The sequence below is a fragment of the Pseudoalteromonas sp. L23 genome, from assembly GCF_021728455.1.
Classification (GTDB): Bacteria; Pseudomonadota; Gammaproteobacteria; order Enterobacterales; family Alteromonadaceae; genus Pseudoalteromonas.
Genome location: NZ_JAKKCW010000023.1, coordinates 13,974 through 31,143 on the forward strand (window position 1 = coordinate 13,974; position 17,170 = coordinate 31,143).

At 43.8% G+C, this 17,170-nt stretch carries 17 protein-coding genes; 8 read left to right on the forward strand and 9 right to left on the reverse strand.

What is annotated here, in order from left to right:
• Positions 1 to 60: 60 nt before the first annotated feature.
• The 5 genes from L3V43_RS22135 to L3V43_RS22155 all read right to left on the reverse strand — a co-directional run bounded on the left by L3V43_RS22135 (position 61) and on the right by L3V43_RS22155 (position 7,331).
• Positions 61 to 909 (reverse strand): CZB domain-containing protein, encoded by an 849-nt coding sequence (locus L3V43_RS22135; RefSeq protein WP_010607888.1) that lies wholly within the window; start codon positions 907 to 909, stop codon positions 61 to 63.
• A gap of 41 nt (positions 910 to 950) precedes the next feature.
• On the reverse strand, positions 951 to 2,048 hold the full coding sequence (locus L3V43_RS22140; protein WP_010607889.1) for an ABC transporter substrate-binding protein: 1,098 nt from the start codon (positions 2,046 to 2,048) through the stop codon (positions 951 to 953).
• Positions 2,029 to 4,098, reverse strand: a complete 2,070-nt coding sequence (locus L3V43_RS22145; RefSeq protein WP_237117405.1) for a GNAT family N-acetyltransferase — start codon at positions 4,096 to 4,098, stop codon at positions 2,029 to 2,031. The genes L3V43_RS22140 and L3V43_RS22145 overlap by 20 nt, the downstream gene beginning before the upstream one ends.
• Positions 4,076 to 6,241, reverse strand: coding sequence for a DNA helicase II (uvrD, locus tag L3V43_RS22150; RefSeq protein WP_237117404.1), 2,166 nt, complete (start codon positions 6,239 to 6,241; stop codon positions 4,076 to 4,078). The genes L3V43_RS22145 and uvrD overlap by 23 nt, the downstream gene beginning before the upstream one ends.
• A 145-nt stretch (positions 6,242 to 6,386) precedes the next feature.
• Complete coding sequence (locus L3V43_RS22155) at positions 6,387 to 7,331, reverse strand: chemotaxis protein CheV (RefSeq protein WP_010607892.1); 945 nt, start codon at positions 7,329 to 7,331, stop codon at positions 6,387 to 6,389.
• A gap of 122 nt (positions 7,332 to 7,453) precedes the next feature.
• Between L3V43_RS22155 and L3V43_RS22160 the strand changes: the two genes are divergently transcribed.
• A complete protein-coding gene (locus L3V43_RS22160) occupies positions 7,454 to 8,533 on the forward strand; it encodes a potassium channel family protein (RefSeq protein ID WP_010607893.1) in 1,080 nt (359 codons plus the stop codon).
• Positions 8,533 to 8,715 (forward strand): hypothetical protein, encoded by a 183-nt coding sequence (locus L3V43_RS22165; RefSeq protein ID WP_010374482.1) that lies wholly within the window; start codon positions 8,533 to 8,535, stop codon positions 8,713 to 8,715. Before L3V43_RS22160 ends, L3V43_RS22165 begins: the two co-directional genes overlap by 1 nt.
• On the opposite strand, the gene L3V43_RS22170 is transcribed toward L3V43_RS22165, so the two are convergent.
• Positions 8,712 to 9,173 (reverse strand): EVE domain-containing protein, encoded by a 462-nt coding sequence (locus L3V43_RS22170; protein WP_102055875.1) that lies wholly within the window; start codon positions 9,171 to 9,173, stop codon positions 8,712 to 8,714. The two genes, L3V43_RS22165 and L3V43_RS22170, sit on opposite strands and share 4 nt — an antisense overlap.
• Positions 9,174 to 9,326: 153 nt before the next feature.
• On the opposite strand from L3V43_RS22170, the gene tesB reads away from it, so the two are divergent.
• The 4 genes from tesB to L3V43_RS22190 all read left to right on the forward strand — a co-directional run bounded on the left by tesB (position 9,327) and on the right by L3V43_RS22190 (position 12,225).
• Positions 9,327 to 10,184, forward strand: coding sequence for an acyl-CoA thioesterase II (gene tesB / locus L3V43_RS22175; protein WP_095728597.1), 858 nt, complete (start codon positions 9,327 to 9,329; stop codon positions 10,182 to 10,184).
• Positions 10,185 to 10,517: 333 nt separating this feature from the next.
• Positions 10,518 to 11,186, forward strand: coding sequence for a CsgG/HfaB family protein (locus L3V43_RS22180; protein ID WP_102055876.1), 669 nt, complete (start codon positions 10,518 to 10,520; stop codon positions 11,184 to 11,186).
• A 36-nt stretch (positions 11,187 to 11,222) separates the two neighbouring features.
• Positions 11,223 to 11,567 carry a DUF4810 domain-containing protein gene (locus L3V43_RS22185; protein ID WP_102055877.1) on the forward strand — a complete coding sequence of 115 codons (345 nt, stop codon included), beginning with the start codon at positions 11,223 to 11,225 and terminating at the stop codon, positions 11,565 to 11,567.
• Position 11,568: 1 nt separating this feature from the next.
• Positions 11,569 to 12,225 (forward strand): DUF799 domain-containing protein, encoded by a 657-nt coding sequence (locus L3V43_RS22190; RefSeq protein ID WP_102055878.1) that lies wholly within the window; start codon positions 11,569 to 11,571, stop codon positions 12,223 to 12,225.
• Between the two features lie 4 nt (positions 12,226 to 12,229).
• Here the strand turns inward: L3V43_RS22190 and L3V43_RS22195 are convergent, their stop codons facing one another.
• Positions 12,230 to 14,074 (reverse strand): DUF4105 domain-containing protein, encoded by a 1,845-nt coding sequence (locus L3V43_RS22195; protein ID WP_235387602.1) that lies wholly within the window; start codon positions 14,072 to 14,074, stop codon positions 12,230 to 12,232.
• A gap of 9 nt (positions 14,075 to 14,083) precedes the next feature.
• Complete coding sequence (locus L3V43_RS22200) at positions 14,084 to 14,554, reverse strand: DUF3015 family protein (RefSeq protein WP_069023445.1); 471 nt, start codon at positions 14,552 to 14,554, stop codon at positions 14,084 to 14,086.
• 180 nt (positions 14,555 to 14,734) lie between these two features.
• On the opposite strand from L3V43_RS22200, the gene L3V43_RS22205 reads away from it, so the two are divergent.
• On the forward strand, positions 14,735 to 15,535 hold the full coding sequence (locus L3V43_RS22205; RefSeq protein WP_010607902.1) for a VOC family protein: 801 nt from the start codon (positions 14,735 to 14,737) through the stop codon (positions 15,533 to 15,535).
• On the opposite strand, the gene L3V43_RS22210 is transcribed toward L3V43_RS22205, so the two are convergent.
• A complete protein-coding gene (locus tag L3V43_RS22210; RefSeq protein WP_237117403.1) occupies positions 15,532 to 16,260 on the reverse strand; it encodes a transporter substrate-binding domain-containing protein in 729 nt (242 codons plus the stop codon). The two genes, L3V43_RS22205 and L3V43_RS22210, sit on opposite strands and share 4 nt — an antisense overlap.
• 157 nt (positions 16,261 to 16,417) lie before the next feature.
• Between L3V43_RS22210 and L3V43_RS22215 the strand changes: the two genes are divergently transcribed.
• Positions 16,418 to 17,083 (forward strand): SDR family oxidoreductase, encoded by a 666-nt coding sequence (locus L3V43_RS22215; protein ID WP_010607904.1) that lies wholly within the window; start codon positions 16,418 to 16,420, stop codon positions 17,081 to 17,083.
• The last annotated feature ends 87 nt before the right edge of the window (positions 17,084 to 17,170 follow it).

Here is a 17,170-nt window from a genome sequence, read left to right on the forward strand (position 1 = left end):
ACTTAGAATACAAAAAACGCCGCAATTTTGCGGCGTTTTTTTGTGCTCCATTTGCTGAATCTAAAACAAGCCGTACTCTTCTGTTTCTTCTGGCTCATAATTTTGTAAATGTTCTGGGCGGAAAATGGCGCTAGGGTCAATCAATACGCTGTGACGTTTTCCCATCTTGACCAAACCCTTCATCAACTTTTTGGTTTGCGCATCGATTTCAAAACCAATACTGGTCATTTCCTGTAGTGATTTAATATCGCTTTCGTCACAGTGAACGTTATCTTCTACCTTATCGACAAGCAAACCGATATGCGGACTTTGGCCATCTTGAGTGGTAAAGACGATGATAGGTTTATGGTCAAGCATGATCTGATCACGGGCTGATTCAAACAATCGTATGAGTTTATTAAAAGTGGTGCTCTTTTCACGAGCGAGAGTATCTATGGCTTCTTGTTTATGTCCCTGTGCGCACATCACTAATAGTTTATCCGCTAATGAATGTAGTTTTGCATGTGGTTCTTCGAAGCGACTCAGTAGTGCTTTAAGATCGTCATTTTCAGTTTTGAAGCCGTAATACCACTGTCCAAAAGCACATTGCTTTGGATCTTTGGCTTTAGTGAAGGGGACATCGTTAAAAATGCTTGCTTCGAGTGCGACAAGCCATTCTTTATGATCTTGCTCTCGCTGCTGTAGCATGCTGACCAATTCTTGATTGGTCTCATAGGAAGAGCGTTTGTTCAATATGATCCCTAAATCAAAAATAGGGGTCGGTACGCCCATGTAATCTTTGACGCCCAAGAAGCTGGGGTTGTCATTGGGTAAATCCGTTAAATTTTCTTCGTAGCGTTCAGTTAATAGAATATCGAGGATTTGCAGTGATATTGTTTTTTTCCCGACGCGAAAGTTAATTAAATCCATGTCAGCCTCGCATATGGTCAGTATCAACTAAGCATAGAACATTATTGGAAAAAGGAACGGTAAACTGGCAATTTCTTTTGCGCTGGCTGGAGCATAAATACCTCTTTAATAACGGTGTTATGCTCCAACTCGTGTTGTAATGCGTTTAGTAGGCAATTGCTGTCAATAGGCAGATCACATTGCTGGATAGCAGTCGTCAACAAGTAGGCATTGAGATAGCCTTCGAATACCTGTTCGTTTTGGGAAAGCGTGCTATTGCGGACTGCTTCGCGAAAAGTGTCACAAAGCTTACCCTTACAAATCGCTGGGTCAGGCACAACTTCGGTGACTAATACTTTGGGCTTGCCTCTGAGTCTAGCGAATAGCTCATTGGAGGAGGCAAATGAAACCGTGGCGTATTGTGTTTCTAGGCCAACTTCCATGGCACGATTGATAAACTTAGACAGTGGCGTGTAGGTGCCGACCATAGCCAAGCCTTCAATTTTATGGCGCTGTGCTTGCTCAAGTGCTCGCTCAATATCATCAGTATTTCGTCTAAAACGGGTTATCACAACAGGTTTGAATCCACGTTCAGCTAACGCTTTGGTAAGGCTTTTTTCTACGGTGAGACCAAATTCATCGGCTTGTATGAGTAGAGCGACTCGCTTGAGTTTTTGTTCATCGACGAAGTAGCGGATGATATCTTGAGCCTCTTTATTATAGCTAGTGCGGAGGTTAAACACATTAAAAGTAATAGGATCTTGGAGAAACTCAGCGCCAGTATATGGCATAAGAAAGGGAACTTTAGAGTGTTCTAAAATTGGTTTTATAGCGTAAGAGGTTGGGGTGCCCATAACGCCAAATAATGCATCGACCTTATTTTCATAAACGAGCTTACGAGCATTGGTTACAGTTTTGTGTGGCTCATAGCCATCATCTAGCACCTGCAACTCAATCTTAGCTGCGCCATCCGTTTTATGCTGGTTATAAAAGTTAAAATGTAGCTCAGCACCAGCCCTTAGTTGTTGACCAATCTCTTTTGCAGGACCTGAGAGTGCGGTGGACATACCAATTTTCACCACAGGTTGAGCGGAAGCTGCAAAGCTCAGTACAGCAGAAGCAAAAGTGAATAGTAAAAATTTAACACCGAAAATACTCATATACTTGCCGTACTGTCTCTCTTAGCGTTGTGGTGAGGGCTTTTTTACCAGATAACCCAAGCAAATTAATTACGACGTGGGTCGAATGTTGCTGTAATATTAGACGAATCACTAATGCTTTGGAAACTTTAGTTAAGTTTTTAAGCAATCGAGGATCAGTTGTGATCAACTGCCATAAAAAAGGACATACTTGTTGCTCAACCGGGTTGCTTTTACGTAAATAGCGCAAATAATCCAGCTGCTCATTAGTTATATGTTCAAAGGGTAAGGTCGCCAATAGCGCGCTCACCACCTCAGTATCGAGTTGTTGATAGTGCGAGCGCAACTGATAGAAAAAAGCTTGTTTGAATACTCGAGTATAGGCGTTGTCTAAGTCGCCTCGGATTTTTTTGAACATCAAAACTGCATACTCGCCACTGGCCTTATCTTGCTTAAATCCCAGTTTCATCGGCTGATAGTGACGTTGTGACCAAAACGAAAGCAATGGCGCTGTAAGGCCAAAACTGGTTCCTATGTAACTGATATCTTCTGGTAATGTGGTTTCAAAACATTCAAGTAATTGACTGCCAATTCCTTGCTGTTGTACATCCGGGTGCACGGCTATTCTAACGACTCTTGCGCTTTTTTCGGTGACAAAACGGCTATCACCCAAGCTTGTCGTTAGCTGCTGCGCCAAGAGATGGCCTGTGGGTCTTCGTTTTCCTACTAGAATATCTTCTGCGAGATCTGAAGCGAGTCCGCCTTCGATGACAGCAAGGCAAATACCTACTAGTTCGTTATTGCAAAACGCACCTTGTAAGCGCAGATCGGGTGCATCTAATAATTGCCGTAAATCATCGACGCTGGTTTGATAATGCGCTAAAACGAGCAGTGAAAATACTTGCTCAAGTAACTGGCTATTTTCTACCAATTCACTCTGGGAAATAGTACGCATTGTGGTTGATGAAGTGAATATGGGTGATGTCGCTTTACACTCGAGTACAAATAAATCCCTGATCTGCTGCTCCAGTGGATCATCTGACGCATAACGAATAGGAGTCGACAAGGTGAAATCAAGATAACTTGGGTAATGTGATTCTAAGTAGCGTTTAAACCGTAACGTGTAGCCTCTACCATTACCCTCATAACCAACTAAGGTGCTGGAAAAAATGCAGCGAAAACCAAGTTGAGTGATTTGTATTAAAAATGGAACTGGCAGGGCAGCTGCCTCATCTACCAAAATAATCGTATTGCTATCAAGCGTAGAGGCTTGTTGTAGTAACGCATCTGGTGCCATATAGCTGAGATTAGCCAGCTTCTTCGTTTTTACATCAATCTCGGTATTGAGTGTTTGAGCAAGCATGCTAAAGCAACTATGCAGAGCATGAAAATGGCGGCTACAAATAACAAATTGTTGTGTAGGATGCTTTGATGCCAAGAGACCTAATAACGCGCTCTTCCCTCGACCTCTATCTGCACTCAGTAATACAGGTGTTTGCTGGCTTTCCAATATTGCGGAGAGTTGCGCAAGTACAATTTGTTGCTCTTCAATACCACTAACCACTGAACTTGTAGCAAGATACGCTGAGGGCAATTGAGCTCCAAAGTGTTCACTGATATGCCAAACTGTTCGTTGCTGCCAGAGCTGCTGCCACCTTTTTAAAAAGTGGCTGTGTTTGGGCGTTTGCCCCTCTGAGCACCAGCGGGTAATTGCAGGGTCTAGCCAGTGGTCGAGTTCATCTAACTCGGGAAGTAACAACAGCAGTAAGCCGCCTGCTTTTACCGTGCCCGCTGCCGCTGCGATTTTGTTAGGCACAATACCGCTAAAGCCGTCGTAGACTAGGTTGCTAAATTCTTGTCCGAGTATTTGGTGTAAATGCTCAGGCCAAACGGCATTTTCTAATGTCTTATTGCTACTTAGGATAAGATTATCGTTTGAGTTTGCTAGTAGCTGCTGACACTGCCCGTAACACCAAGCTTGGCTGCCGGTGATAAGCAAGAGTTGCCGATGGCGGGCATCGGCAAGCTGAGAACGTAATTGTGAAAGACTAGAGTGCTTGAAGTCTTGCATAGGCGGTTACTAACCACTTACTACCAACATCATCAAAGCTAACCTGGATGCGTGATTGAGCACCTGCACCTTCATAGTTAAGCACTGTACCTGCACCAAATTTGGCATGGAGGACGCGCTGGCCTAAATTAAAGCCGCTATCTTCAAAGGTCGCGTGACTGATTGATGGGCTGAATCGACCCGAGTTAGCCGGACGAGAAATTTGCGTTTTGATCCGGATTTCTTCCATGCAGTCTTCAGGAATTTCACGTAAGAACCTTGAAGGGCTGTGATGTTTTTCTTGACCATACAAGCGGCGACTTTCTGCGTGGCTAATGTAAAGCTTATCCATGGCACGCGTCATACCGACGTAGCACAAGCGGCGCTCTTCTTCCAAGCGGCCTGACTCTTCATTACTTTGTTGCGATGGGAACATGCCTTCTTCCACCCCAACCATAAAGACCAATGGGAACTCGAGCCCTTTGGCCGAGTGCAGTGTCATCATTTGTATCGCATCTTCGTGCTCGTCTGCCTGGCCTTCGCCTGCCTCCAAAGAGGTATAGGCTAAAAAGCCTTGTAATGGTGAAGTAAAATCTTCATCGATAGGAAGTTCATACTGACCACAAGCACTGATCAATTCTTCCAAGTTTTCCACTCGAGCGCGGCCTTTTTCGCCTTTTTCGGCCTGATACATTGCCATGAGACCTGACTGCTCAATGGTTGTCTGTGCTTGTTGTGCCAGTTCAAGCTCGGCAATTTTATCGTCTAGTTGCTCGACTAATTCAATAAATTTTGTCACCGCCGTAGCTGCTCTTCCCGCCAAATGCTTTTGCGCAAGTACGGCTTTGGCTGCATCCCAAAGTGAGAGTGATTCGTGACGTGCACAATCGCGAATATGACTTAATGTTTTATCACCAATACCACGGGTTGGGGTGTTTATCACACGCTCAAATGCCGCGTCGTCATTACGATTACTGATTATACGAAGGTAAGACAGGGCATCTTTAATCTCTTGGCGTTCGAAGAAACGCATACCGCCATAAATACGGTACTTTAATCCTTCTTGAAGTAGGGCTTCTTCTAACACTCGGGACTGTGCATTGTTTCTGTAGAGTACGGCGCTGTCGCTGAGTGCATTGCCAGCCTGTAACCAAGATTTAATTTTGCCAACCACAAAGCGTGCTTCATCAAGTTCATTAAAAGCGGCGTAAATTGAAATTGGCTCGCCTTGATTACCGTCAGTCCAGAGACTTTTACCCATTCGCTCCGCGTTGTTTTCAATGAGCGCGTTGGATGCTTTTAGAATGGTTGCAGTAGAACGATAATTTTGTTCAAGACGGATCGTTTCGGCGTTAAAGTCGTCTAGAAAACGTTTGATGTTTTCTATTTTTGCACCACGCCAGCCGTAAATACTCTGGTCGTCATCCCCTACGATCATGATATTGTTGTCACTACCTGCAAGCAGGCGTAGCCACAAATACTGAATGCTGTTGGTATCTTGGAACTCGTCCACTAGCATATGGCGGAAGCGTTGTTGATAGTGACGTAGCAAGGTAGGTTGTTGCTGTAATAGCTCGTAGCAGCGCAATAGGATCTCGGCAAAATCAACAAGACCGGCTCGATCACAGGCATCTTGGTAAGCACTATATACGTTCAGCATCAGCTGTTCGTTGACATCGTATGCTTGAATATCTTTGGGTCTTAATCCTTCGTCTTTACGCGCGCTGATGTACCAGCTTAACTGCTTAGGTGGCCACTTTTTCTCATCGATATTCATGGCTTTGAGCAAACGGCGGATCATTCGTTGCTGATCATCGCTATCTAGAATTTGAAATGACTCTGGTAATTTAGCTTCACGGTGATGGGCGCGTAACATGCGGTGGGCAAGGCCGTGGAAAGTGCCTATCCACATACCACCAACAGGGCCATTGAGCGTCGCTTCAACACGAGCACGCATTTCTTTGGCTGCCTTATTGGTAAAGGTTACCGCGAAAATACTAAATGCAGAGGCGTGCTCAACTTGCATAAGCCAAGCTATACGATGAACGAGTACTCGTGTTTTACCTGACCCCGCACCTGCGAGCACTAACATGTTTTGCAGAGGTGCGGCGACTGCATCGCGCTGTTTGTCGTTGAGGCCGTCGAGTAATTCTGATACGTCCATTGCTTTGCCTATTTGCTCAAATGATGGCAAGTATACCGAGTCGTTGCCGTAAATCCCAGCATATCGCAAAGCAAACCTAACCGAGTAAAGGTAACGTTATGATTTATAAAGAAACATAAACTGGTTTTTTATACAGTGTTTATATTTATTTTTGCAAAACGTCCTTCAACCGATTTTGTACCTCTGTAACCAATAAATCGGGCTGGAATTTTGATAGAAACGCATTACAACCCACTTTTTCGACCATGGCATGATTAAAGCTGCCACTGAGTGAGGTATTGAGAATGACATAAAGGTCTTTCAGGCGACTGTCATTGCGAATTTCATAGGTGAGTCGATAACCATCCATAACCGGCATTTCTGCATCGGTGATCACCGCAAGTAACTCTTTTTGTACGTCGATACCTTCGTCGGCCCAGTGCTTTAACACATTGAGCGCCTCTTGGCCGTCAGTCGCTGGGATGATTTCTATGCCCAATTGTGCCAAGGTATCGGCAACTTGACGACGAGCAGTCGGCGAGTCATCGGCATGTAGAATTTTACGGCCATGAAACTCGTTGATGATATCTTTATCTAGAATGTCTTGCGGGATCTCAACTTTGTATTCAACGATTTCGGCAAGTACCTTTTCTACATCGATAATTTCAACGATGTGTTCAACGCCGTCACGTTTGATTTTGGTCAGTGCGGTGAGATAGTGATTGCGGCCAACAGACTTAGGGGTTGGCATAATATCGGACCACGTAGTATTGACGATTTGGTCAACTTTACCAACTAAGAAAGCCTGCACTGAGCGGTTGTACTCTGTGATCACTAAGTTGCAGTCTTTGTCTCGGTCGCATGGCGGCATGCATATCGCTTGTCGTAAATCGATAACCGGAATAGACTCACCACGGATGTTGGTTACGCCACACACTTTAGGGTGTGCATTGGGCATTTTGTTAAGATGAGGGAGCTTAACAACTTCTTTTACCTTGAAGACGTTGAGCGCAAAAAAGTGGCGGCTATGAAGATGAAACAATAGCAACTCTAGGCGGTTTTCACCCACCAGTTGTGTGCGTTGATTTACTGAGGCCAATACGCCAGCCATGTTAACCCCTCATTACTTCTTGTAACCTTTTCTAAGACTATATCAAAGAAGTCGATATGTCGTGTTGTTTTTTGGCTAAAATCTGCAGTAAGGTAGCAGTATGTATTTGATAGGGAAGCAATATGCCTATAATTTTTAAGCGCTTAGTTGTTTTGATGCGGGCTCATGTGGATAAGGCCAGCTGGCAACTGTTATTTATGGCAACGCTCATTCATATGTCGGTGACCTGGGGGTTATTATGGCTCAGCAATGAATCGGCGTTATTACCACTGAGCACGTTCTTTTATTACTACGTGGTGACGACTTCAACAGTTGGCTACGGAGACTTTAGTGCAACAACGGATTTTGGCCGTTTAGTCGTTGCCATAATACAGATCCCATTTGGCCTTGCGCTATTTGGTGTGTTATTGGGAAAAGCTGGACAATTTGTGACGTATTGGGTGAGAAGAGGCATGACAGGGGAAAAAGACTTTGCACATTTGCAAAACCACATTGTAATTTTTGGTTGGCATGATGTCAGAACAAAAAAAATGGTGGATTACATTTTAGGTGACAATAAACGCGAAGATAGAAAAATCGTATTAGCCGTCACCGAGGCCATGGAGCATCCGCTGTTGAGTTATCCGGAAGTCGCATTTGCGCGTTTAACCAGCTTTACTGATGACGAACAGCTAAGTCGGATTAACATTGAGCGGGCTGACAAAATCATCATTGATGGCGATGATGATAACCAGACATTTACCACCGCGCTAAAGCTTAGTCGGGTAGTAAAACCCGAAGCACATATTAGCGCGCACTTCTTGGACGATAGCAAAGCACTACTTTTAAGAGAGCATTGTAAAAATGTTGAATGCTCAGCATCTATGTCTGCGGAAATCTTAGTGCGAGCCATGCAAGACCCAGGCTCAAGCCGAGTACAAGAGGAATTGCTGTCGACGCTACACGGCGATACGCAATTTAGCTTAGCCTTACCTGCAGAGGTAAGCTGTTTAACCTTTGGTGATATTTTTGGTTATTTTAAACAGCATCATGATGCGACGCTGCTCGGTGTTGCGCACGATATAAATGCGCTAAATATGGATCTAAACCCACCTCTGGATTACAACATCACAGGGGGAGATATTTTGCACTATATTGCACCACAGCGAGTGCTTGCATCAGAGGTTGACTGGTCATCACTATGTTCGAAGAACTCTTTTTGATGATTGCTGTTGTGTGCGCTTACTTACTTCCTGTCGCTTTGGTTGCAGGAAGCAAGCGCAGCAAAGGGCATGAAAAAAACGGCTGGCTGATAGGAACGCTACTGTTTTCTTGGGTCGCTTTGCTGCTATATATCAGCATAGTGCCTAAGCACGGGCGACAAAAAGGCAAAGCAAAACGTTAGCTTTGCCCCGACATCTCTAAAATAACCTGCCACTCAGGTTCGATGATGGGCATGATGGATAACCTCCCCCCTTTTTTTAGAGCCAGCTCGGTGAGCGCAGTGTTGGCTTTTATCGCTTGCAGGGTCACCGGGCGTAGGTGCCGCTCATATGCTAGAGTGACACCTACCCAGCGAGGGTTATCAGTGCTTGATTTAGCATCATAATAATCACTGCTTAAGTCAAATTGATGTGGATCTGGCTCTGCTGCTTTCACCACTTTGGCAATACCGACAACCGCAGGGACTTTACAGCTTGAGTGGTAAATAAACACTGAGTCACCCACCTTAACCTCGTCACGCAGGAAGTTTCTTGCCTGATAATTACGAATTCCCTCCCAAAAAGTTTGCTGCTCAGGCGCGTTTTTTAAGTCATCAATGGAAAATGCATCGGGTTCTGTTTTAAACAGCCAATAAGCCATATGGGTTAGTCCAATAGTTTGAGTTATGATGTATTATACTCATTTGAGCAATGTACTTGGTTTGCTACCAGTCCGAGTCTTACTTGGATTTGGTAAAAGTATTATCTCATTATAACGACTATCGCCAGTTCTACTAGACGTTCGGAGTGCAACATGAGTCAAGTGTTACAAAATCTGTTGGATTTGCTCAGCCTTGAAGAAATTGAGCAAGGGATATATCGAGGTCAAAGCCAAGACCTTGGTTTTCCTCAAGTGTTTGGAGGTCAGGTGATGGGGCAGGCGTTGTCCGCAGCAAAATACACCTTACCAGAAGGGCGCTTTGTTAACTCGCTGCACTCTTACTTTTTGCGTCCTGGTGATGCAAGCAAGCCCATCGTCTACGATGTCGAAAACATTCGTGATGGTCGCAGTTTTAGCACTCGTAGGATCAGTGCCATTCAATATGGTAAGCCGATATTTTACATGACTGCCTCTTTCCAAGGGGATGAACCCGGCGTTTCTCATCAATCTTTGATGCCGGATGTGCCAGAGCCTGAAACATTGAAGTCATCACTTCACTTTTATCAAGAACATGCGGACCTCATTCCAGAATCACTTCGAGCGAAATTTACGCAAGAAATGCCGCTGGATATGCGCCCTGTAAACTTTCAAAATCCATTCAAACCTAAAAAACAGGACCCGGTGAGAAATGTTTGGTTTAAAGCCAATGGTGACATGCCGGACGACAGAAGGATCCACAACTATTTGCTGGCTTATGCCTCTGATTTTGAATTTCTACCAACTGCACTACAACCACATGGTTTGTCGTTTATGCAGCCAAATATGCAAGTCGCGACAATAGACCATGCGATGTGGTTCCATCGTCCGTTTAGAATGGATGAATGGATTTTATATAGCGTTGATAGTCCGAGCGCGTCTAATGGCCGAGGCCTAGTACGTGGTCAATTTTTCAACCGCCAAGGTGAGTTAGTTGCGTCGACTATTCAAGAAGGCGTGATGCGCCAACGCTAATTTGTTGGAAAGTGTATGGCGCTTTTTAACAGTAATCTTGCTTGGTGCTTTGTGCAGTACTAAGCAAATCACAAACTTACAAATCCATAACTATTTGTTATAAAAATGAATTTAGGTTTGTTGATGGCCGCTTCTTAAGTCGTCTGCACTACTTTTCCGGTGCTGTACTCGGTTTTATTTTGCACTATCTTTAAAATCCCATCTAGATGTAGCGTTATTGCATTTTTCCCAAACAAAAATTAACACTAAAGTCAGCTAAATTTATCTACATTGTTATTAACAAAACGAATCGCTGCGTCACAGACTGGCGCATATGACTTTAGGAGAATGATAATGAATAAACCGCTTGCCACAGTAATTGCATTGACGTTTGTCGGATTAACCGCGGGTTGCGCAACGGAAGCATCAAGAACGGTAGAAGCACCTAAAGTGGCCTCATATAATCAGACATATAATGGACCAAAAAGTCAGTTAGCGGTTGGTAAATTGCAAAACCGTTCAGCTTTTCACAATGGTGTGTTTAGTTCAGGACCGGATCGCTTGGGTTCTCAGGCTAAAACTATTCTGACCACCCATTTACAGCAGAGTAATCGCTTTATTGTTTTAGATAGAGAAAACATGACAGAGATTGCCCAAGAAGCTGGATTTGCGGGCGCAAAACAAAGTATTAAAGGCGCTAACTTTGTGATCACGGGAGATGTTTCCGAGTTTGGTAGAAAAGAAGTAGGTGATAAACAATTGTTCGGCATCCTAGGTAAAGGAAAATCGCAAATTGCTTACGCTAAGGTAAATCTGAATATCGTTGATGTGACTAGTTCAGAAGTTGTCTACTCAGTGCAAGGTGCTGGAGAATACAGCTTATCTAATCGAGAAGTGGTTGGTTTTGGTGGCACTGCGGGGTATGACTCAACGCTAAACGGCAAGGTATTGGATTTAGCTATTCGTGAAGCCGTTAATAACTTGGTGAGTGGTATCGAGAAAGGCGATTGGAAGCCTTTATAGACAATCCCCACAGCTAATCTAAACCTCAGGTAAATTATGAAGCAAATGATATTTGTGGCGACTTTACTATTGATATTGTCTGGTTGTCAGAGTACGACACCACAATATTATTACGGTTCTTACGAACGTAACCTCTATGAGTTCTTTCGAGGTGATGGGCAGTCGCTTGAGCAGCAGATCAGTCAGTTAGAGTCAAGCATAGCGCGCGCAGAAGTAAAGCAGATCAGTCCAGCACCAGGTATGTATGCGCATCTCGGTTACTTATATTTGATGCAAGGGGATAACGGCAAAGGGTTTGCGTATTTTGAACAGGAAAAACAACTGTATCCTGAGTCCAGGCAATATATCGACTTTTTACTAAAAAATGCACAGGGAGAATAAGATGAAATGGATTAAAGCGAGCTTGGTGCTTTTGACTTTTGCCTTATTGAATGGCTGTGCGACGGCTCCTAAGCAGGATTACAGCGCTTTTATTCAAAGCGATCCTAAGTCGATACTGGTGTTACCGCCTATCAATAATTCCAATGAGGTGGTTGCGCCTTACGGGGTCATGGCGACAGTGGTGAAGCCACTTGCAGACTCTGGCTATTATGTTTTTCCAGTATCTTTGGTCAATGAGACTTTTAAAAATAACGGCTTAACTGTGGCTCATGATGTTCACAATGTTGCGATAGACAAGCTCTATGAAATCTTTGCTGCGGACGCCGCCTTATACATAGAGATTCAAGATTATGGTACGTCATACGTTGTATTAGATAGTGACACTACCGTAGCGCTATCGGCAAGGTTGGTTGATTTAAAAACTGGCCAAGTAATTTGGCGTGGTAAGTCAAAAGCGTCAAGTAGTGAAGACAGAGATGACCGTGATAGCAGTTTGGCTGGCGCATTGATTGGCGCGGTACTAAATCAGGTGATTGAAAGCACTTCAGATAAAGGATTTGAAGTTTCACAGAAAGCATCACAGAGATTATTATCAGCGGACTCAAGCAGTGGTTTGCTTTATGGCGTGCGCTCACCTAAGTATGGGCAGCCGAAGTGAGCCACTAATCCCAATAATAATTGAACTGTAATGAAAGTCGGGATGTTTCTGCATAGTCCCAACCAATCCTTACATCGGATTGAGGCGAAAGCTGGTTTGCGAGCTCAAGTTTGATATGTGCTGCGTGATGAGTGTTTTTCGAGATAGAGGTTCTGAATGCAAAAGAATTATTTAGCCTTGAAAGTAAGCCAACTTCAATACCTGGGCTGAGATAGTAATTGTTATTTATAGAAAAAGTTTCTATTGTTGCGAGAGCAAATGTGATGCTGCTAGCATTTAGCAGATGGGCGTAGCCTGCTGCAGTATTTAATCCAACAAAAGCGCAATCATTACAATAAGCCTGCTGCTTTTCATAGCCTAAGCGTAGGCGCCAAGCCCAGTTTTGGTTATCAAACCCTTTTGCATAGCTTGGATTAAAGGACTCTAAATCCAGCACGTCAAACTTGTAAATATCTATGTCGTTATCAGCTAGCGCAAGTTCTACATCCAGCATTTCTAAGTTTGAAAATTTAACTCTAGCAGTGTCTGGAGAAAGCGAATCAAAATATGTCAATCTAAAGCCAAACCTCGCAGTATACTCTGAATCGGGCTGTGACTGAATGGCTAGGCTTACTTTCGACGGTTTTGTTGCCAAGTGTGGTGCTTTGTCACTTGGTGTTATAGCCGAGAGGGATTTCGCCTTACTGATGCCTGCTGGAAGCTTTATTCGTTCTTTTAGCAATACACGTTTAAACTCGCTGTTGCGTTTCTCGTCTCTTTCTAAGGTAAGTTGCAGCTGTACAAAGCTCATCAATACTTCAAGTAATATTACTTTTTGCTCAGTTGGAAGCTGTTGATACTTTTCATTATTGAAGTCTTTTTGATGGTGATAAAGATGGATTGCCAACGATCTGAGCTCAGGACTTAATTTTTCATATAGGTTGTAGAACTCACTGCTTGTTGAAGGAATATAATGAATCGCTGACACTAAAGAATTATCTTGGTGCTTAGCTTGATTCAATCTATCAAAAATAGTGACAGGGATCACCCAAGGCGGTAGGTCAGCCGTTAATGGCTTATCAAGCACAAGTTCAATAAGTTGTGCGATATGAAATGCGCAATTTTCGTCAGCAAAGTAATAATCAAATTGAGCGTTTAGTAATTCCCAAAGGTGTTTTGTAATAAATTCGACTTCATCTGGTGTTAAATTTAATTTGTACTCCCAAAGGTCACGCAGCTCGTCCGCACTGTAGTTATGGTGATGATGAAAAAATCGCTGATCTGAAAAGCCAGCCTGATAGCCGCCAAATAACCCTCTAGCTATATAAACTAACCCATTTTCGTCCTCTGGAACGATTGCTCCATAATTGACACTCCGGTCTAACAGGATATTGTGAGCTGATTGAGAGCCGATTTTAAGTAACATATGCCCATACAGCGAGGCCGGGTTGCTCATGTATCCGGAGGCAAACACTAAGCTGATAGAATTCCAGTCACCTTCATTTTTCCATTCATCAAAAGCCACGCAAGCTGGCGCTTTTGGTAACGGAACGCCTTGGGATCTTAGCCACTTGGCTCGAGCCGGAAATTGGCACTGTGAACTAGGCTCACGTTGAAAAGCTGCAATAGTTGCATTAAGTTCGTTCGCTGGTGAAAATTGGGTGTGATCAGATAGAAAAAAAGAAGCTGATTTTATTAAACTGTGGCCATCTTTCTTTAGATGGAGAAGTTTTTGCCACGTTGTGTTTTGGGCCAGCTCGTTGGTATCAAAGCTTAATGTGGCTGTACTATAAAACAGTAAGCTGTAAGCTGAATATTTGAGAACGGTCTTCATCAAAAAAGTGAGCACAGCGCTATTAGGTGTGCTCACCTATACTATTTAGCTTGCGTTACACTGAGCTGAATAGCTAGTCGAAACGCGAGTTTCTACGATGTTGTATAGTGCTTCAGCGTTATTTGCAGGCTGCGCTGCGTAGTCATTTCTGATAGCGGTTACAATGTCAGCTGTTGCTGCTGCGTCACAGCCACGTACTGCTAACATCGCAGACACGTATTCACCTTGACCTTCTGCAATTTCTTGCTCCAGTGTAGGGAATGTTTGCTGAATAAACATTGCAGTTTTTACTTCACGACCAGCACAAGATTCTACAGATGAAATCTTTGTAGAAACAGCAGTCGTACCAAGGTCCCAAATGATATTCGAAATTGCAGCAGCTGCACCATTATCTGGGAAGATGATTGCACCGATACCACATTCTTGCCAAGGGTTTACAGAATCAGAAGCGTGTGCAGCTAGAGGGGCAGTCATTGCGCCAACGACGATTGCTGCAGCTAGAGTAGTTTTAAACATTTTACATCCTATAGTTGTTTTTATTTCGCCTAGTCTTCAAAGGCGGAACGGGATTCTATAGGTTAATTTTTAATTCCACAACAATAAACCTCCCACACTTGTAAATTTGTGTAAATGCCTCAGGCGGCTTTAGGCTACTGCTGCTATATTCAATACACTTGAATGAGTTTGGTGCTTATCATGGCAATAATTAGTGAATTTAGACCCGGTTATTTTTGTTGGATTGAATTGTGTTCAAGCGACTGGCAGTCAGCAAAACCTTTCTATAGCCAACTATTTGATTGGCAAATTCTTGACCAGCCCATTGGTGAAGATTGTTATTACACCATGTTGCAAAAAGAAGTCGATGATGTCGCAGCGATGTATCAGATGACCGCTGAGCAACAACAAGGAGGCATGCCTAGTCACTGGCTTGCTTATGTGGCGGTAGACAATGTCGATGAATGTCTAAACAAAGCCAACGAGCTCGGTGCTGAAGTGCTTGCAGGCCCTCATGATGTCCCAGGGGCAGGGCGGATGGTGATGTTAAAGGAGCCAGGTGGCGCGGTGTTTGCGTTATGGCAAGAGGGTGGCCATATTGGGACGCAACGTCATCTTGAAGCGAATACCCCTTATTGGTTTGAGCTAGTGAGTAAAAACAGCGCCAAAAGTCGTGACTTTTATTCCGCATTATTTGGGTGGCAAATCGAAGTCAAAGACATGGGAAATATGGACTACACCTTGTTCAAAGTAAATGAGCAACCCGTCGCTGGCATGTTAGAAATGACGGCTGAATGGGGTGAAGACATTCCTCCGCACTGGATGGTTTACATTGCGGTATTGGACTGCGATAGTAAAGCTGAATATGCCCAAAAGCTTGGCGGAGAAATTTGTGTACCGCCGACAGATATACCAGATGTAGGTCGCTTCAGCGTGATAACCGATCCTCAAGGGGCGGTATTCTCTATCATAGAATCTGCCATGGATGATATTTCAACTTAATGCATTTCTAATTCAATCACTTTGCCATGGCAAGTGGCAAAGTTCTCAGAGAGCCGGTTTAGAATAGTATCGCGCTCTCCACTACTATTTAGCTGCTTGATAGACGCTGTTAATTTCGGCAGTAGGTCTTGGTGTTTACGATTGATATAGTGATAAATAGGATAACTCGCATCTCGTAGCCTACGCACATAAACTGCGGCGAGTCCTGACTGACATAGCGCACCAAGCGCAAATAAGTCATCAGCTAAAATTTGTTCTACATGACCTTTTTCAAGTGCTTGAAACGCAGAAACATCGTTAGAGACCGCGTTACAGGTCAACCTTTTACTCTGACAAACTTGCTCCGTTATTAAACTGCCTTGTATTACCACATAGTCTTGCCGGGTCGACAAAGTACAACGCTCCTTCTTGAGACAAAACACCGCCATTCGCACGGTTGCAAGTGGTTCGGGTATTTGCAGTAAGTTAGGATAGGCATTTGCAATAGCGCTAGTGCGTCCTGCCTCCGCATCATAAAACCCTTGATCTACATATTCTAATCCGCGCTCACTGGGTAACACGACAAGTGTGGGCGTGATGTCCAAAGGTGAGTATATTTTTTGCATGAGTTGTGCGATTTGCTGTTGGCCAAGCTGATAAGCGACCAGCTCACTGACATTGATTTGGTAGGCGAACGTCGCCTTGTGGATAAAGAAAAGCAAGAGGGTGCTAAGTGCGAATTTCACAACATATCCTTACGGTTGTCAGAGTTATAACTGTAGCAAAGTTGTCAGAAAGTGAAAAAGTACATCATAAAAATGAATTCAGTCAGGATTGACCTTGAGTTTAGTAAACTCATACCAATTGTAATAGTTTGAGCATAAAAATCGTGAGGAGAAGGATATGACACTACATGTTTTGGTGACCGGTGCTAATCGTGGGATTGGATTAGAGTTTTGTAAACAATACTTATCTCTAGGCTGCAAAGTAACTGCGGTTGTTCGCAAAGCATCGGCAGAACTAGAATCTCTAGGCGTGGATATCATTGAAGATATAGATGTTGCGACGGAAAATGGCGCGAAAAAGCTATTGGCGGCATTGGGCTCGGAGAAAATAGACATTCTTATTAATAACGCTGGAGTATTTCACAATGAAACGCTAGCGGAAATGGATTTTGAAAATATCGACCACCAATTTAACGTTAATGCGCTAGGACCAATTCGAGTCACTCATGCACTGCTCGATAACCTCAAAGCCGGTAGTAAAGTTGCCATGATCACAAGTCGTATGGGTTCGATTGCAGATAATGGTTCTGGTGGTTACATTGGTTATAGAATGTCGAAAGCAGCATTAAACGCGGCGAGTGTGAGTATGGCTCACGAGCTGAAAAACCAAGATATCGCTGTTGGACTATTCCATCCTGGCTTTGTACAAACGCAGATGGTGGGATTTGCAGGTGATATTGGTCCAGATGTTGCCGCGGAACGTTTAATTAAGAGAATTGAACACCTAACTATCGAAAACAGTGGTGGTTTTTGGCACTCTAATGGAGACACGCTCCCTTGGTAATCAAGCAGGGCGCATCGTCGCCCCCTTTTCAGCCATCAGCCATCTAACTGTGCTAATATAAAGCAAATACTCAGATGGTAACCTTTG

What these genes read in the sequence shown, in the direction of transcription:
- L3V43_RS22200 (WP_069023445.1), bottom strand. Translation starts at nt 14,554, where the DNA reads ATGTTTAAAACTACTCTAGCTGCAGCAATCGTCGTTGGCGCAATGACT.
- L3V43_RS22180 (WP_102055876.1), top strand. Translation starts at nt 10,518, where the DNA reads ATGAATAAACCGCTTGCCACAGTAATTGCATTGACGTTTGTCGGATTA.
- L3V43_RS22155 (WP_010607892.1), bottom strand. Translation starts at nt 7,331, where the DNA reads ATGGCTGGCGTATTGGCCTCAGTAAATCAACGCACACAACTGGTGGGT.
- uvrD (WP_237117404.1), bottom strand. Translation starts at nt 6,241, where the DNA reads ATGGACGTATCAGAATTACTCGACGGCCTCAACGACAAACAGCGCGAT.
- L3V43_RS22160 (WP_010607893.1), top strand. Translation starts at nt 7,454, where the DNA reads ATGCCTATAATTTTTAAGCGCTTAGTTGTTTTGATGCGGGCTCATGTG.
- L3V43_RS22170 (WP_102055875.1), bottom strand. Translation starts at nt 9,173, where the DNA reads ATGGCTTATTGGCTGTTTAAAACAGAACCCGATGCATTTTCCATTGAT.
- L3V43_RS22145 (WP_237117405.1), bottom strand. Translation starts at nt 4,098, where the DNA reads ATGCAAGACTTCAAGCACTCTAGTCTTTCACAATTACGTTCTCAGCTT.
- L3V43_RS22135 (WP_010607888.1), bottom strand. Translation starts at nt 909, where the DNA reads ATGGATTTAATTAACTTTCGCGTCGGGAAAAAAACAATATCACTGCAA.
- L3V43_RS22140 (WP_010607889.1), bottom strand. Translation starts at nt 2,048, where the DNA reads ATGAGTATTTTCGGTGTTAAATTTTTACTATTCACTTTTGCTTCTGCT.
- tesB (WP_095728597.1), top strand. Translation starts at nt 9,327, where the DNA reads ATGAGTCAAGTGTTACAAAATCTGTTGGATTTGCTCAGCCTTGAAGAA.
- L3V43_RS22190 (WP_102055878.1), top strand. Translation starts at nt 11,569, where the DNA reads ATGAAATGGATTAAAGCGAGCTTGGTGCTTTTGACTTTTGCCTTATTG.
- L3V43_RS22185 (WP_102055877.1), top strand. Translation starts at nt 11,223, where the DNA reads ATGAAGCAAATGATATTTGTGGCGACTTTACTATTGATATTGTCTGGT.
- L3V43_RS22205 (WP_010607902.1), top strand. Translation starts at nt 14,735, where the DNA reads ATGGCAATAATTAGTGAATTTAGACCCGGTTATTTTTGTTGGATTGAA.
- L3V43_RS22215 (WP_010607904.1), top strand. Translation starts at nt 16,418, where the DNA reads ATGACACTACATGTTTTGGTGACCGGTGCTAATCGTGGGATTGGATTA.
- L3V43_RS22165 (WP_010374482.1), top strand. Translation starts at nt 8,533, where the DNA reads ATGATTGCTGTTGTGTGCGCTTACTTACTTCCTGTCGCTTTGGTTGCA.